Annotated in this window: 16 protein-coding genes; 5 read left to right on the top strand and 11 right to left on the bottom strand. The window is 45.2% G+C overall.

The features are described 5' to 3' along the window. Positions 1-81: 81 nt before the first annotated feature. Positions 82-1002 carry a putative sulfate exporter family transporter gene (locus ITG09_05085; GenBank protein UPR53011.1) on the top strand — a complete coding sequence of 307 codons (921 nt, stop codon included), beginning with the start codon at positions 82-84 and terminating at the stop codon, positions 1000-1002. Between the two features lie 106 nt (positions 1003-1108). On the opposite strand, the gene ITG09_05080 is transcribed toward ITG09_05085, so the two are convergent. The 7 genes from ITG09_05080 to ITG09_05050 form a co-directional block, all read right to left on the bottom strand. Continuing rightward, on the bottom strand, positions 1109-1273 hold the full coding sequence (locus tag ITG09_05080; GenBank protein UPR53010.1) for a hypothetical protein: 165 nt from the start codon (positions 1271-1273) through the stop codon (positions 1109-1111). 156 nt (positions 1274-1429) lie between these two features. Beyond that, on the bottom strand, positions 1430-2860 hold the full coding sequence (menE, locus tag ITG09_05075) for an o-succinylbenzoate--CoA ligase (protein UPR53009.1): 1431 nt from the start codon (positions 2858-2860) through the stop codon (positions 1430-1432). A gap of 52 nt (positions 2861-2912) precedes the next feature. After that, on the bottom strand, positions 2913-3920 hold the full coding sequence (gene menC / locus ITG09_05070) for an o-succinylbenzoate synthase (protein UPR53008.1): 1008 nt from the start codon (positions 3918-3920) through the stop codon (positions 2913-2915). Positions 3921-3994: 74 nt separating this feature from the next. After that, positions 3995-4861, bottom strand: a complete 867-nt coding sequence (gene menB / locus ITG09_05065; protein UPR53007.1) for a 1,4-dihydroxy-2-naphthoyl-CoA synthase — start codon at positions 4859-4861, stop codon at positions 3995-3997. A 102-nt stretch (positions 4862-4963) separates the two neighbouring features. Continuing rightward, a complete protein-coding gene (menH, locus tag ITG09_05060) occupies positions 4964-5764 on the bottom strand; it encodes a 2-succinyl-6-hydroxy-2,4-cyclohexadiene-1-carboxylate synthase (protein UPR53006.1) in 801 nt (266 codons plus the stop codon). A gap of 9 nt (positions 5765-5773) precedes the next feature. Further along, positions 5774-7498, bottom strand: coding sequence for a 2-succinyl-5-enolpyruvyl-6-hydroxy-3-cyclohexene-1-carboxylic-acid synthase (locus ITG09_05055; GenBank protein ID UPR53005.1), 1725 nt, complete (start codon positions 7496-7498; stop codon positions 5774-5776). After that, positions 7495-8802, bottom strand: coding sequence for an isochorismate synthase MenF (locus ITG09_05050; protein ID UPR53004.1), 1308 nt, complete (start codon positions 8800-8802; stop codon positions 7495-7497). The genes ITG09_05055 and ITG09_05050 overlap by 4 nt, the downstream gene beginning before the upstream one ends. Positions 8803-9098: 296 nt before the next feature. Here ITG09_05050 and ITG09_05045 point away from each other — a divergent pair, with 296 nt between their 5' ends. From ITG09_05045 to ITG09_05035, 3 genes are all read left to right on the top strand, one after another. Further along, positions 9099-10334 (top strand): pyridoxal phosphate-dependent aminotransferase, encoded by a 1236-nt coding sequence (locus ITG09_05045; GenBank protein UPR53003.1) that lies wholly within the window; start codon positions 9099-9101, stop codon positions 10332-10334. 329 nt (positions 10335-10663) lie between these two features. Further along, the gene (gene yfbR / locus ITG09_05040; protein ID UPR53002.1) at positions 10664-11248 is read left to right on the top strand and encodes a 5'-deoxynucleotidase; all 585 of its coding nucleotides are present in this window, start codon (positions 10664-10666) and stop codon (positions 11246-11248) included. Between the two features lie 55 nt (positions 11249-11303). Continuing rightward, positions 11304-12647 (top strand): deoxyguanosinetriphosphate triphosphohydrolase family protein, encoded by a 1344-nt coding sequence (locus ITG09_05035; GenBank protein UPR53001.1) that lies wholly within the window; start codon positions 11304-11306, stop codon positions 12645-12647. Between the two features lie 32 nt (positions 12648-12679). On the opposite strand, the gene ITG09_05030 is transcribed toward ITG09_05035, so the two are convergent. Beyond that, positions 12680-13279 carry a DTW domain-containing protein gene (locus ITG09_05030; protein ID UPR53000.1) on the bottom strand — a complete coding sequence of 200 codons (600 nt, stop codon included), beginning with the start codon at positions 13277-13279 and terminating at the stop codon, positions 12680-12682. 9 nt (positions 13280-13288) lie between these two features. Between ITG09_05030 and rrtA the strand changes: the two genes are divergently transcribed. Continuing rightward, positions 13289-13837 carry a rhombosortase gene (gene rrtA, locus ITG09_05025; GenBank protein UPR52999.1) on the top strand — a complete coding sequence of 183 codons (549 nt, stop codon included), beginning with the start codon at positions 13289-13291 and terminating at the stop codon, positions 13835-13837. Here rrtA and ITG09_05020 read toward each other — a convergent pair. The 3 genes from ITG09_05020 to ITG09_05010 all read right to left on the bottom strand — a co-directional run bounded on the left by ITG09_05020 (position 13828) and on the right by ITG09_05010 (position 16731). Next, on the bottom strand, positions 13828-14127 hold the full coding sequence (locus tag ITG09_05020; GenBank protein ID UPR52998.1) for a ComEA family DNA-binding protein: 300 nt from the start codon (positions 14125-14127) through the stop codon (positions 13828-13830). The genes rrtA and ITG09_05020 overlap by 10 nt on opposite strands. Before the next feature lie 246 nt (positions 14128-14373). Continuing rightward, positions 14374-16239, bottom strand: coding sequence for a peptidylprolyl isomerase (ppiD, locus tag ITG09_05015; protein ID UPR52997.1), 1866 nt, complete (start codon positions 16237-16239; stop codon positions 14374-14376). Between the two features lie 219 nt (positions 16240-16458). Then, a complete protein-coding gene (locus ITG09_05010; GenBank protein ID UPR52996.1) occupies positions 16459-16731 on the bottom strand; it encodes an HU family DNA-binding protein in 273 nt (90 codons plus the stop codon). Between the last annotated feature and the right edge of the window lie 68 nt (positions 16732-16799).

Raw genomic sequence — 16799 nt, 5'->3', positions numbered from 1 at the left:
ATTTAGACTTACTTATCATTTTATTGAACGTATAGTGGTCTCATCATAATAACGCCACAACCAAACAAGACTCTAAACACAATGAATCTAAAAAAGTCTGTTCCATTTTATCTTGCTGCTCTGTTTTGCTTAACCCCATGGGTGAGTTCACCAACGGCACTCGTGATCGGTTTCCTTCTTGCGAGTTTAGGTTTAGTCCCTGAGCACCTAGAAGTAGGCAAGCTCACCAAGAAGCTCTTGGCCTACTCGATTGTCGGCTTAGGTTTTGGTATTCAGTTTGAAAAAGCACTGGCAGTAACAGGCGACGGTATCGGTTTGATTGTCACGACCATCATTGGCACACTAGTCATTGGTTGGTTCTTGGCGAAACGAATGGGACTAGACCGCACAACGGGCTACCTTATCTCTTCTGGTACCGCGATTTGTGGTGGTAGTGCGATAGCAGCTGTGGCACCTGCGATTAAAGCAGACGATGAACAGATTGGCTTGGCGTTAGCCACTGTATTCGTGTTGAACTCGGTCGCTCTATTTTTGTTCCCGATGATTGGTCACGCGCTTGAACTCAGCCAACAAACATTCGGAACTTGGGCAGCCATCGCGATTCACGACACATCTTCTGTAGTCGGCGCGGCTTCAGCGTATGGCGAAGAAGCACTGACGACAGCGACCACATTGAAGCTCGCTCGTGCACTTTGGATAATCCCAATCGCTTTGGTCAGCGCGATGATCTTCAAGAACGATCAAAAGAAGATTACTATTCCTTACTTCATTTTCTTCTACTGCGCTGCTATCGCTGTCAGTGACTTATTGCCACAGTTTGAGATGGTCTACCAAGGTATCTTTGATGTATCTAAGCGTGCGCTGGTTGTTTGTTTGTTCTTGATTGGTTGCGGTATTTCAGTTGAGAAGCTTAAAGCAGCAGGGCCGAAGCCATTGATGTTTGGTATTACAATGTGGACGATGATTTCGACAGGTTCGTTAGCTTGGTTAACCCTCGCTTAATCTACCTAAAACTTAGCCGCTCGTAAAAATGGCGAACAACAAAACAAAAAGGCAAAGCTCGTATGGGCTTTGCCTTTATCGTTTGTCATCTATATTGACTAAACTACTATCCAAACAGGGGCTTATCACTCTTCTTGCTCTCTCTTTTCATCAAAACAAGTACCACAACCAATACAAATGCGGTGAGCTCTGCCAACGATCGCGTAAGCCCAGACGAAGTCACTGCTTGGCCTATCTGCAGTAAAACCGCAATGATGAGGGCAATTTTCATAATAAGACCTTATTCTATAATCCGTTATTTATAGGGCTTATTATGATGGATGGTTATAAAGATAATAAATTCTGTTTTGAACTATCTAATTGCTAAATTAACTAACCGTCTTCCAATCTAGCAAACCACAAACATCTTCCAGAGATGTGCGGCTTTCTAGTTCCTATGCTGAAACAACCAAGATGCTAAGCCCGACCTAGATACCTTAATGCCCTGCTGCTCTTGATCAGGCATTTGATAATACTCGATAGGAAATTTGAATCGCTCTAAGCTCCCTTGTAACTGTTTTGCAAACCAGTCTTTGGTCGGTAGTTCATCACAGTCGATAATCGCAATCGGTCTAAAGCCAAATTCACTGTCTTCAATAGGGATCACAAAGGCTTGTTTAACTTCAGGTAATTGGTTGAGTGCTCGCTCAATTTCTTCACAGTGGATATTCTCTCCCCCAGAAATAAACTGGTTATCAGCACGACCAATAATCGATACTTGTTCGCCATCCCATTCGCCGAGGTCTTTGCTATCGAACCAACCTTGGCCATCCACCAGTGGCGTTAAATCACCTTGATAGTAATAACCAGAAGCAAGCGTATTTCCGCCAATAAAGATACGTTGATCTTCAATTTTCAACTGGCGTTGGTCGAGAACAAAACCTGCAGTATTACTAGAATCGACTTGCTTCGCGGTCACTGTTGAAGCCGCTTCTGTCATGCCGTATCCAAGCCAAGTTTCAATGCCCATTTGTTGAGCTTCAAGCCCTAGCGCTTCTGGGATATGGCTACCGCCTAAAAGCACATGAGTTAGAGTAAGTGCTTGCTTACTCTGCAATAACCTATGTAGTTGAGTAGCCACTAAAGAGGCATGACTGCAACCTTCGATGTCTGACTCAAGCTTACCTGACCCTATTTTGATGCAGCCACCAGCCGCCAACCAACGATGGACAATCGCCAATCCTGATACATGGTACATAGGTAGGCTAAGCAACCAAGTGTCAGCTTGTTCAAAGTTGAAAACGTCGAGTAAACCCTGAGCTGAACATAAGTGTTGCTGCAGCGTGTGAGCCACCGCTTTCGGGTTTCCGGTAGAGCCAGAAGTGAATACGATGCTCGCTAAAGATTGAGGATTAAAGTTAGGATTTTTCGGTGTTGTTGGTTTGTCATCACCATCGACCTTAACTTCGTTCAAGCAAGGTAGCGTCACCAATACAGTCTTGAGGTCAACAACATCAGAATGATCTAACCCACAGCTATCTAATAGCCAAAAGTAACGTCTGTCTAACTGACCATAGAGGGATTCAAGCTTCTGCGTTAAACGAGCTGCTGGCTGAGGCATTGTAAACGCACAAACCACACCTAAATTTAAGGCCGCAAGATACACTGGAATCACTTCAGCTTGGTTCTTACCGACAATCGTCAGTACACCACCTGCAGATAGGCCTTGATGAGACAACTGTTGTTGGTACTCACTCACCAGCACAGACACTTGCTGCCAAGTGTAAGCGCGGTTAGGAATCACTAACGCTGTTTGATGTGGGTTCTGCTGCGCCCACTGTACCCAGAGCGGGTGATGATTAGATTGTGGGCGCATCATAAGATAACCAAGTTATAGATTGAGAACGGTCTAAGCCAATCGAACGATCAGCCTAAGAAGACCAAATCAATTGTTGCTGTTCAAGCGTTGAAACTGGAAGCTGACAACCCGGCCAAGAGACTTCTAGTTGTTGCTGATACAAGCCAATCGTATCAAGCCCTGGAACTTCATTAGGTAAGTACTGCTGCGCCAATCGAGCAATCTGAGTTAATCCAAGGCTAGACTCTATGCTTGAGCTTAGTACTGGTTTAATACCAAGTTGTTGCGCGCGCTCAATGATAGCAACACAACGCTCTACTGAGCCAATCAAGGTTGGTTTAATCACAACCGCCTTAACACCCGTTAAATCACTAAGATCAAACTCAGGGCTTCGCACCGCTTCTTGTAGTGTCTCATCCCATGCAATCGCCACACCGTGGTCGATGGCAAAGGCCAAGCTGTCTTCTGGTTTCTGACAAGGCTCTTCAATAAAGCTAATACGTTGACGCAGCGAAGGCGAAATGTACTTGATGAACTGCTTGGCTTTTTCAGGCTTCCACGCGCGGTTAGCGTCTAGTCTTAGCGTTAAATCAGGAATCGATTCAAGGAATAAGCTCACCAACATGCCATCACGAATCGCTTCATAAAGGCCAACTTTTACTTTAGCGACCTTCTCACCTTCCATCTCATTAAGCACAGGAATAAGTTCATCAGGGTCACCGGTACATAAAGGGGCAGCTCGGTAGTTACCTTCCGCGTTAAGTTCACCTCGGAGCTCCATCAATGCCATTGAAAAGCCAAACGCCACTGAGGGATATAACTCATCGAATGAGGTGTGAGGTTTGTTGTGACTCCAAAGCTCTAGCTCGTTTTGCAACTGAATACCGGCTTGCTCAGCATCTTCTTGGCTAAATCCCGGCAGAGGCGCAACTTCACCAAAACCAGTTTTACCATCACACTCAAGTTGGATGATGTAGCCAACGCGCTCGTTCAGCTTGCTGTCACGCAGCACCACACCGCTATCCATAGGTAATTGATAACGGTAGAGTTTAGCGTGACGCTGGGAATTCATTGAATTCATAAGATTTCCTAAAAAACGGGAACATCAAAACAAAACGAGCCGCTAGTTAGCGACTCATTTTGAAGAGGATAAGGCTATGGGTTACGCGGGAATTTGTCGAAATCAGGTCGACGTTTCTCGTTAAACGCATTGCGGCCTTCTTGGCCTTCCTCTGTCATGTAGAACATCATGGTTGCGTTACCTGCTAGCTCTTGCAGACCCGCTTGACCATCACAGTCAGCATTAAGAGCGGCTTTCAAGCAACGCAGAGCCATTGGGCTGTGTTGAAGTACTTCACGACACCAACGAACGGTTTCTTTTTCTAGGTCAGCAACAGGAACAACCGTGTTCACCAAACCCATATCCAATGCTTCTTGAGCATCGTAGAAGCGACATAGGAACCAGATTTCACGTGCTTTCTTCTGGCCAACGATACGAGCCATGTAAGAAGCACCCCAGCCGCCATCGAATGAACCCACTTTAGGACCAGTCTGACCAAATTGTGCGTTTTCAGCGGCAATAGTAAGGTCTGCCATCATATGAAGAACATGACCGCCACCTACAGCCCAGCCAGATACCGCTGCGATAACTGGTTTTGGACAAGTACGAATTTGACGTTGGAAATCAAGTACGTTCAAGTGGTGTGTACCTGAATCATCTTGGTAGCCGCCGTAGTCACCACGGATACTTTGGTCACCACCAGAACAGAACGCCTTCTCACCAAGACCCGTTAAAATGATTACGCCAACCTTCTCATCATAACGAGCATCAGCCAGTGCATTGATCATCTCTTTTACGGTTTGTGGACGGAACGCATTGTGCACTTGAGGACGAGCAATCGTGATTTTCGCAATACCGTCGTCAGACTTGTGGTACTGAATATCTTCAAATTGACTGCTTTCATCGCGCCAGTTAACGGCTGCGTAAAGTTCTTCTTCTGTGATGCCTACTGTTTTAGCCATGGTGATTCCCATTGTTCTATTAGAGACCACGACTAACGAATAGTCGTGACGGTGTTGCTCTGCTTTTGATAGTGCTTGATACGAGAGAATCGCTCAGTCAGATTAACGACGACTGGCGATACATTGGATGATCAGGTTGGAAAACAGCTCAGGTTGCTCAAAATGAACATTATGACCAGCGTAATCCACCTGACTATATTCAAAGCCGCTATTCTCAGCTAGCTCCATGAATTTACGATCTTTTTCTCCACATACATAATGCAATAAATGCTCATGAGATTTCAATGTGGCACGTAAATCCGGTTGCTTAGCCAACGAAGTAGATAACAACATATTTGCTACGGATACTCCAAGGTTACCACTACGCTTTATGACCAAAGTTTGTCTTTGCTCATGATTTAGTGAAGAAAAGACGCTTTGTTGATACCAATCGTCTAAAACATCTTCAATCGACTGCTGCGCAAAGCGGACAGCCCACTGCGTATCATGTACTAACCTTTGTGCTCGTTCTTCATCACGCTCCAGACCAAAGTTGCCGCCTTCAATAATGACTTTCTCAAGATTGAGCGTTTCGAAGCAAGGGCTTGTCACCCCATACATGGCGAGTCTGCCTCCCATAGAGTAGCCAATCACCACGATAGGATAATCGGCAGGAAGATCGTTCGCTGCCAATTGATAAGTGATGCACTGAACTATCTTGGTACAGCAATGATCAAAGCCTACCGGATCAATAAAGCGACTTTGTCCGTGCCCGGGCAAATCTATGCAAAGACGAGGAAAATCCTCGAGGAAGGGATGACATGCGCTCCAATCATCCCCGCTTCCGAGTAAACCATGTAGAAAAACAAGCAAAGGTTTGTCAGAAGATTCTTGTACAGCTGGGTAATAATTGGAGTAAAGCATGTAAAGTCCTTAGGCTAATGCCTCGGTGAGCATTGAACTGAATTGTTTCAGCAAAGTAGACGCTTGTTCGGGAGGCGTCTTAACTTCAACGAGCAAGGTACCCTGACCCTGTTCGAAATGTTGTTCGATAGTCGTTTGATAGCAATTCAAAGTTTCTGGTGCCGCATAACCAAGCTGGAATTGCGCAGCGGCATGTTCAAAACCGAAACCATGGGGCATTTGATATAGAGATTGTTTTTGCTGCTCAGGAACGGGCAACAAGTCAAAGATTGCACCGCCATCATTGTTGGTCACAACTATAACCATCGGCGTTACATTGTGAGTAAGCAGAGCCAGTGAGTTGAGGTCGTACAACAAAGAGGTATCGCCAATCAACATAATCAAAGGGTTCTTGTTGGCTTTTACCACGCCCGCAGCCGTCGCCACCAAGCCATCAATGCCTGATGCGCCACGATTACTGTAAACTTGATTCGCAGATATTGATGACAGCATATCCACCAGCCTTACCATCAAACTATTTCCCACAAATAGCTCTCTGTCTTTAAGTCTAGTCGACAAGTCAACTGCAACGCTCAACTCGGTTAGCTGGTCATTATTGGATATTTGCGCCAACGCTAATTGTTGAACCGTATTCGCGATTTCGACCAAAGGTGCCGCCCAACCTGCATGTTGACCTAACAAGGTAGGTAAATGCTGTTCTGACACCCATAACTCGATATCAGCAACGATATGGGTTTGAGGCAGATGATCTTGGTTGATTCGGTGCGAATCCGGTGACACAACAATGTATTGTGATGAGCAGAATGATGATGCTTGTGACTTTATCCAATGATTAAGGCGCTTAGAAACAATGCGCTCACCGAACTGAAGAATGAAATCACATTGGTTAAGTTGTTCTTTCGCTACGTCACTCTGCATCCACAGATCATAATGTTTCCAATCACTTGTGACACCTGATTGAGGATCGCAAAAAACTGGCCAGCCTAATGCAGTGGCAAACTGCTGAGCTTTTGTCGCTTGTTCAATATCGAGCGAGCCGAGAATAACCACACCCTTACGCCCAAGGTACTCACCTGGAGCAATAGGTTGCGTGTTCAATTGATTAGGTAAAAACGTTTGGCTGTAACAACCTATTCCCGATTTCCACCCAGCGACACTGGAGGTGTATTCCGCATACATTTCCGCGCTATTTGCAGAATATAGAGGTTCTGGGAACGGACAGTTGATATGAATCGCACCACCAACATTACGTTGTTTCGCCAGCGCGTTATCAACTGATGTCAGTAGCCAGTTCAAAGAAACTTGTGTACTCGGGCTTGGTAGATTTAAAGCACTTTCAACATGGGAAGAAAAGATACCCTGTTGTTGAATCGCTTGATTGGCACCACAGTCGACCAAGTCGATGGGTCTATCAGAGGTCAGCAAGATCAGCTTCTCGCGTGTCAGCCCAGATTCAGCCGTCGCAGGAAGCAAATTCGCCACAGCGGTTCCCGATGTCACAATCACTGCAACCGGCTTATCGCTGGCTTTTGCTAAGCCTAAAGCTAAAAAACCAAGACCACGCTCATCAAAGTGCGTGTGTAAGGTTAACTTGGGGTTCGCTTCAGCTTCGAGAGTTAACGGCGTTGAGCGAGAGCCCGGTGCAACACAAACATGTTCAACGCCATTGCGTGAAAGCTCTTCAAGTAACGTGTGACACCAAACTCTGTTTAATACGGCTTGGTCGTGATTCATGACGCCACACCTAATGGTGGGTGATCAGAAATGAGGCTGAGCAGAGTCGACATCTTCTTGTTCAGCTCTTGCCACTCATGCTCGGCAACCGATCCCGGCACGATCCCCGCGCCAGCAAATAGCTGTACTTGATCGTTTACAATCAAGGCACTTCGAATCGCCACGCAGAATTCCGCTCGCTGATGACTGATATAACCCACAGAGCCTGCATACCAACCTCGAGCAAACGGTTCGTGTTCAAGAATGAAATCCATCGCCTCTTTACGCGGCAAACCCGCTACCGCAGCAGTTGGCTGTAAGGCAGCAAGTAACTGCACACCATTTACGCCAGTATTAAGCTGAGCATGGATATTGCGCTTAAGATGCTGCACCTTACGCAAACGCACTAAACGAGCGTCTTTTTCAACATCGACCGTTTGAGAATGAGGAGTGAGACGCTCAATGATGTCGTCGACCACATACTGGTTCTCGTTGAGGTTTTTGCTGTCTTGAGAAAGCCAGTTGGCCAGTTCCATATCCTCAGTAGCACTCTCTCCGCGACCAATGGTTCCAGCAAGCGCTTCTGTATCGAGCTCAGTACCGTGTCGGCTATATAAGCGCTCTGGTGTTGATCCAATGAAACTGTGTTTAGAATCTAGCACCAACATAAAGTGGAAACTGTGGTGATTTTGCAGATAGCTGGCTTTAAGTAATTGAGCTGCGCAAATAGGCGCGTCGAGTTGCAGTGTAGTTTTACGCGCTAAAACGACTTTTTTATACTCTTCGTCGCTAATACCTTTGAGCACTTTATCGACAAGGTTGTCCCATTGCTCTCTTTCTGGAACGTGATTGATCTGTTCAATATGGGCAGACAAAGGCGCCAATATCGCGGCTTCCACAGAAAGCTTATTCAGAGCACTAATAGAAGAAACTCGATCAGGGGACAAATTAACCGCCAACGACCAAGTATTGTCAAAGCGGATCAATTCAACCTGAGGAAGGAAGAAAAACGACTCCATGCAGCGACGATTCTTTGCGGTGTGCCCGTCAAACGAGCGTCCACCCCAGATTCGTTGGTCTTCACCAAGAATTGCGTACGCGGGAGCGGGATCAGAAAAAGTGTGCAGTTGACCGAGCGCGACGACCTCTTCACGAGTGTCACGTGACTGCCAGTAGAACTTAGGAAAGAGCGGTTGAGCATGAAGCCATTCTATAAATGCAAACGATGGTTTTTGCGTTAGAACTTCAACACAACGAACTTCACTTGCTTGGGCATTTTGTACTCGCTCAATCAAAGCGGAGATAGTTTGCTGGAAATGTGACAAATCGACCTCGTTCACATCTAAATTATTATTATATTAGTTTGATACTTTATGGGCACTACCCACTTAGATCAAGAATGTACTATATCTTTTCAACATTCCTGTGATTTTAAGCGATCCCACCCCTTTATTCATCTTAGTTAATAACCAAGAAAGCGATTAATTAAAATTTAGAAAAGAGTGACAACAAAAAGACCAAACGTGACACTGAAATGCGACATTCATCAGATTTTTATTCTATCAAACACCATTTTGCGGTACTTTAATAAAGTATTTAAATTAATTTCAGGAAATCGGCAATGCAAAATATCGGGATGTCGTCAAAACTCAACAGCGTATGCTACGAAATCAGGGGGCCTGTACTCAAACATGCTAAGCGCATGGAAGAAGAAGGGCATAAAATACTAAAGCTTAATATTGGTAACCCCGCCCCATTTGGTTTTGACGCCCCTGATGAAATCCTTGTTGACGTAATCCGTAACCTACCGACATCTCAAGGTTACTGCGACTCAAAAGGCATCTATTCAGCCCGCAAAGCGGTTGTTCAGCACTACCAGAAAAAAGGCCTACGTAACCTTGATGTAGAAGACGTTTACATTGGTAACGGCGCATCAGAGCTTATCGTTATGTCTATGCAGGCGCTACTGGATAATGGTGATGAAATCTTAGTTCCCGCTCCGGACTACCCACTATGGACAGCGTCTGTTGCGCTTTCTGGTGGTACACCGGTTCACTACATGTGTGATGAAGATGCTGATTGGTATCCAGATTTAGACGACATGCGCGCGAAGATCTCACCAAAGACGCGCGGCATTGTACTGATCAACCCGAACAACCCAACAGGCGCGGTTTACAGCCGTGATTTCCTATTACAAGTTGTTGAGATTGCTCGCGAGCACGGTTTGATCATCTTCGCCGATGAAATCTACGACAAAGTGCTTTACGACGGTGCAGTACATACTTCAGTTGCAACGCTGGCTGAAGACGTACTAATGGTCACGTTCAACGGCCTATCTAAAGCTTATCGTGTATGTGGTTTCCGTGGTGGTTGGATGTTCTTAACAGGTCCTAAACACCTAGCGAAAGGCTACGTTGAAGGGCTAGAAATGCTGGCCTCAATGCGTTTGTGTGCCAACGTTCCAATGCAACACGCTATCCAAACCGCGCTCGGTGGCTATCAGAGTATCAATGAGCTGATCCTTCCGGGTGGTCGACTACTTGAACAGCGCGACCGTGCATGGGAACTGATCAACAAGATCCCAGGCGTTTCTTGTGTGAAGCCGAAAGGCGCAATGTACCTGTTCCCTAAAATCGACACCAACATGTACAACATCAAAGACGATCAGAAGTTTGTACTCGACTTCCTTAAGCAAGAGAAGGTGTTATTGGTTCAAGGTACAGGCTTCAATTGGCCGAAACCGGATCATTTCCGCATCGTGACTCTGCCGCACATCGAAGATCTAGAAATCGCGATTGGTCGCCTAGAGCGCTTCTTGCAAACTTATAGCCAAGACGATCTTATCGACGCTAAATAAACACAATGAAAGGTGGCTACAATTTACTGTTTTAAAAGACTTTAACTTGTATTCATTCACTTCTATGCTTAAAAGGCTCCTGTTTAGGAGCCTTTTTTGTATCCGCTGTCTCGTACTGTTTGAATTAACACAAGATACGAGTGGAGCATTGCTTATACCAATCACAGTAAGTAAGTGTTCAGAAATAGCGCAGGAAAAAAACTTGAGAACAAGGCAGGATTTTTTGGTAAGTAGTTATTCTACAATCAAAAATTCTAACAAAGTTATCGAGCTTTTTAACAAGCTAGGATGACCAGTTATTTACTACGATTGGTACTAAAAGGACTCTTATGAAACAAAGCCATTTTTTTGCGCATCTCGCACGTATGAAGCTGATTCAACGTTGGCCTCTAATGCGCTCTGTCTCAAGCGAGAATATTTCAGAACATAGCCTACAGGTGGCTTTCGTCGCACACGCCTTGGCGCTCATCAAAAACAAGAAGTTTGATGGGCAGCTTAACCCAGAGCACATTGCTCTGCTTGGCATGTACCACGATACCAGTGAGGTACTGACTGGAGATTTGCCAACGCCAGTTAAATACTACAACCCAGACATCGCCCAAGAGTATAAGAAGATAGAAGCCGCAGCAGAACAAAGACTGCTTTCTATGTTGCCAGAAGAGTTCCGAGACGACTTCGCTCCCTTCTTAATATCTGGAACGGCGAGTAAAGAAGAGCAAAGCATCGTCAAGCAGGCCGACACCATCTGTGCTTACCTGAAATGCTTGGAAGAGCTCAGTGCCGGCAACCATGAATACGAGCAAGCCAAACGTCGATTAGAAGAGACACTCGAACAACGCAAAAGCCCAGAAATGGACTACTTTCTCACCACATTTGCTCCCAGCTTCGAATTATCACTAGACGAGATAAGCTAGGTGGGTATAAGTTGTTTTTAATTAGCTAAATAAAATCAATTTGATAGGTGCTATTTTGAATTCTCTACTCGAACCACCCTTTGTACTCGAACAAGAATGGCAGCATCGAAATGACGATGAACATAAAATAAGACGTGATGATCACCGCAGCCCGTATCAGCGTGACCGTGCGCGCGTGCTTCACTCTGCTGCTTTCCGTCGTCTACAAGCTAAAACCCAGATTCATGGTACTACGGTCAATGATTTTCACCGAACACGCCTTACCCACTCGCTCGAAGCCGCACAACTTGGTACCGGCATCGTTGCCCAACTGAAAAAAAAGCAGCCCGAGTTTCGAGACCTATTACCCTCAGACAGTTTGATTGATTCACTTTGCTTGGCTCACGACATAGGTCATCCACCTTATGGACATGGCGGCGAAGTCGCACTCAATTATATGATGCGTGACCACGGAGGCTTTGAAGGCAACGCCCAAACGTTTCGCATTGTCACACAGCTAGAACCTTACACCGAGCATCACGGGATGAACCTATCTCGACGCACTTTGTTAGGCCTTATTAAGTACCCTTCTCTACTGAGTGAGGTTCAAGCTAAATTGCAGTCCAAGCCAGTAAAGCATCAACGACAGCTCCGAGCCAAAGATTGGATGCCAGCCAAAGGCATCTACGATCATGATGAAGAGCTGTTTAACTGGGTACTGGAGCCGCTCTCAACAAACGACCAGCAGCTTCTCAAACAGAAAAGAAAAGCACACACCGAGCCTCTTGAGCATAATAAGACCAAATATAAGTCACTTGATTGTTCGATTATGGAGCTTGCTGATGACATTGCTTATGGCGTGCACGATTTAGAAGATGCGATTGTGCTTGGTTCAGTGACCAAAGCGCAATGGGTTGAATCTGCTTATCCTCAATTGAAAGAGATGGCCGACCCTTGGATTTGCGAGCACCTAAATTCAATTACCGAAATGCTGTTTTCTGGAGAACAATACCGCCGTAAAGACGCCATTGGCGGAATAGTTAATGCGCTACTGACCAGTATCTCGATTAAGCGAGTCGATGCAGGCTTTGAGAATGTGCTTTTGGCTTACAATGCCGTGCTTGAACCAAGCATGGACGGCACGCTCGAAAAGCTGAAACACTTTGTCAGCGAGTTCGTAATTCAAGTGCCACAGGTTCAAGTCATCGAATATAAGGGTCAACAGATCATCATGGACATGTTTGAGGCATTCAGTGCTGACCCTGAACGCTTGCTACCACTGCCAATCAAGAAGCAATGGCTAAAGCATGAAGATGAATCGAGAAAGATGCGCGTGATTGCCGATTACATTTCGTCAATGACTGATGATCTTGCACAAAAAATGCATCAACAATTGTTTTCAGCGCATACAGAGTTTTAATTTCTGACTCGTGCTCGTGAAACGGCTTAATCTTAATCTAAGTAGTTTTTCTCAAATACGCCCGGCGGCATCTGATTGATTTGAAACTGAATCATCTGGTCAAATGCCGTTAGCAAAGGGCTAAAGTCTCGGTCATTTTCCAACAAGCTCAACAGGTGATAACCCGCCTCTACAGTCGAAAGGCTGTTTTCACTTGGCGCTTTGCGGATTCGGTAATTACCTTTAAGGTCTTTGGGTAGGTGAACGGTTTGCAACCCGTGCAAGTTACTCGACACCTGCCACATCTTAAATGCCTTCTTCCACGTACCATCCAATAGAATCACACGCATTTTTTTGCTTGGGCATGTTGCAGAATCAACAGACACAGAGTGCTCACTTGGGTACAAAATCACGTGTTGGTAACCCTCATCGGCCAGCAACGCGTTCAATTTTTTATTATCTGAAAAGTCTTCACCGACAAACGTCACACTGTTATTTAGAGATAACGAGAGGATACGCGCAGTTCCCATCGGACGATGCTCTTCTGATGGGTGCTGAAGAATGATAAGCTCAACATTCGATTCGAGTGGTGTAACCCACTGACAAATACAAGCTTTCAAAGCCTTGCTGCATTGGGGGCAATAACGAGACATGGATTTAATGTGTACCCTGTTTTAATTTTCACTTCACTTTTATGCGTCTTATTCCAAATTGAACCAATACAAACTTGGGTCGTTTGGGATAGCAATGCGATTGCCGATGGGCAATGGTGGCGAATCCTAACAGGAAATTTTTCACATACCAACACCTCACACCTTCTAATGAATCTAGCAGGCTTGTGGATCATCAGCTACCTGTTTCAACCGAGTAAAAAACAGCTTATTGTTGCTTTGCTAGTGATTAGTTTAGTGACTGGGGGCGCTCTGTTATTTTCGAGTATTCAGATCTACGTTGGCCTATCGGGCACTTTGCATGGACTGTTTGGCTTATTCGCGCTCAGAGAAGCTTTAAACGGCAGGAAATCTAGTTGGCTATTAGTGTTGGGGTTAGTAGCTAAAATCGCTTGGGAGCAGCTTTTTGGCCCCTCTAGCACGACTGGCGAACTGATTAACGCTCGTGTCGCAATTGAAGCCCACCTAGCAGGTGCTCTGGTCGGGGGCTTCATAGCTATCGTTCTATACCTAACCAATAAAGAAACGGATCAAAGCTGAATTCTTTCGCGGTTCTTTTTAACTGTCGCTTCACCTATCCCTTTGACACTCGCCAAGCCATCAGCAGTTGTAAACGCCCCGTTCTGCTCTCTGTAGTCGACAATCTCTTGGGCTTTTTTGTCACCAACACCAACCAGTAGTGCTGATAGCTCTTCTGCTGTCGCGGTATTGATGTTAACCGTAATCTCAATGCCATCGTAAAGCTCAGCTTTAGTTGGGCTGTCTGCAAACACTGCAGGGCTTAAGAGCATCAGAAATGAAAGAAGTAGTGTTGAATATATCGTGCGCATAAATCGTTCCTTTGTACAAAAAAAGGTAACTTATGCATTTGCCGCACTAGATAACACAATCACCAGACAAAAATAAAGCGGGTCACCTAAGTGACCCGCTTCGTTATACATCTTGTTTTCATCAGTGTGTTTGTTGGCTCACAAATCTGATTTATCGAATAAACCTAATTTGAAAAACAACAACCATCGCATGTGACTCTCGGTAGTCAGTAACCAAACAGGCTTAACTACCGGGCTAATCGATGCTTACTGACCTTGGCCTACTACGTAGTATTCAACGTCTGCGTTTTTACGAAGTACGTTTAGTACGTTAGTCAGATCTTGTTGGTTACCAACTCGTTCCAACTGTGCACCAATTTGAGTGCTGTAAGCTGGGTTGATTTCAGCCGTTACCTTAGAAAGCTCAACAACAACGATGTTACCGTCTTGGTCTTTAGATTGACCGAACACAGCTTGGCCTGCTTCTGGTTTCGCTAGAGCGAATACAGATGCTGCTAACGGAGAGTTGCGGTCAATCGTTTCAAGTTCAGTGAACTCAAGATTGTTGTCCGCTAGCACTGCTTCATTGCCTTGCTTTAGTTCGTTCACTAGAGAAACACCTAGTTCAACCGCTTGTTGCTCAGCTTGTACAGCAGACAATGCAGCGACAACTTGATCTTTCACTTCAGCTAGAGGAAGAACTGTCTCGTCGCGAGTCTCTTCTACACGAACAACGATCACGTGTTCAGGAGCCACTTCGATAACTTCAGAGTTTAGACCGTCTTCTTTCACTTCAGGGCTCAAGATAGCTTGCATAACTGCAGGCGTCATCAGAACTTCCGGAGCGTCAACTTGAGAGATGAAATCAGTTGTCGTGATCTTCGCATTGATAGCTTCAGCAGAATCATCCAAAGAATCTGGGAATTCAAACGCTACTTTTTCTAGTTCAGTTTGCTGTTCGTAGAACTGGTCTACAGCATGCTGATCTAGTAGTTCTTGCTTAATCTCAGCCGCTACTTCTGTATAAGGCTGAGCTTGAGACGTTTTTACTTCATCTAGCTTGATGATGTGGTAGCCAAAATCAGATTTAACTAGGCCAGTAGTATCGCCAATATTCTCAAGAGCGAAAGCCGCGTCTTCGAATGCTGGGTCCATAACATCGCGTTCAATCCAACCTAAGTCACCGCCAACATCTGCACTACCGAAGTCGTCAGATTTCTCTTCCGCTAGCGTAGCAAAATCAGCGCCTGCATTTAGCTCGTCTAGGATTGACTGAGCTTTCGCTTCGTCATCGCCTTGAACTAAGATGTGACTAACTTTACGTTGCTCTTCAGTTGAGTACTTGTCTAGGTGCTCTTGATAGTATTTCTGTGCTTCTTCATCGCTTACTTCAAGCTGAGACTTAAGTGCTTCAGCTGAAAGCTCGATGTAAGACACCTTAGCTTGCTCTGGACGAGTGTAAGCTTGAGGGTTCACAGAATAGTACTGTTCGATTTGCTCGTCAGTTAGCTTGATGTTTTTCGCTAGATCAGCAACAGACAGTGTCACTGTACGAATGTCACGAGTTTGAGCAATCAGTTTACTTTGCGTGTCGATTTCGCCTTGAAGAACAAATTCGCTGCCTTGTAGGGCAGTAACAAGTTGGTTGCGCATTAGATCACGACGCATGTATTCAGCGAAGCTTTCTGCGCTGAAACCCGCACGACGTAGTGCTGATTGGTAAACTTCTTGGTCGAATTGACCAGCCGTTTGGAACTGAGGCATTTCTAGAATCATGGTACGGATTTGAGAATCACTGATTCGTAGGCCTAGAGACTCAGCTTGCTGCTCAAGTAAAACGTCGTTGATCATGCGATCAAGTACTGATTTACGGAAAGACTCTACGTATGCAGGGTCTGCAAGCATTTGAGCGAAGTAATCGCCAAGTTGCGACTGCATACGATTACGTTCGTTTTGGTAAGCCTGTTCGAACTCACCACGAGCAATTTCTGTGTTGCCAACTTTAGCTGCTGCGTTGTTACCGCCACCGGTGATGTAGCTGCCTACACCTGCGAATACGAATGACAGGATAATCAACCCAAGGATAATTTTTACCGCGATGCTATTCACGCCTTCGCGTAATCGATCCATCATAATTTAAGTGCTCTCCGGATATGAAGCATTGGCTTCAAAATAAAAATCTATTCACGCGATATTATCAGAAAAAGAAATGCGCATCAGTAGGATGCGCATAATTTAAATAAGTTCAATGTGCTTTGGACACATACTGTTTAAGAATGAAACATCATTTTTCAAACAGTAAACGCATTTTACTACCTTCCCCTCTTAAAATGGAGGTTTCAGCAGTGAAAATTAGTTACATGCGTCTTTAAGTGCTTTACCCGCTTTGAAGCCAGGTACTTTAGCTTCTGCGATTTGGATCTCTTCACCAGTTTTTGGGTTACGACCTGTACGAGCAGCACGAGTACGAACACTGAAAGTACCAAAGCCAACAAGTGCAACTTGGTCGCCTGATTGTAGCGTTGTGCCAACTGCTTCGATGAATGCGTCTAGAGCACGGCCAGCTGAAGCTTTAGAGATGTCTGCGTTTTCTGCGATTGATTCTACTAGTTGTGTTTTATTCACTGTTTTTCCCCTATGTGTCATCTGTGACTACTTCTTGATGACTGTACGTTCCATTTTGGTTTTAATTT

Source organism: Vibrio cyclitrophicus (assembly GCA_023206055.1).
Classification (GTDB): domain Bacteria; phylum Pseudomonadota; class Gammaproteobacteria; order Enterobacterales; family Vibrionaceae; genus Vibrio; species Vibrio cyclitrophicus_A.
This window is presented reverse-complemented; position numbering and strand designations above follow the sequence as displayed.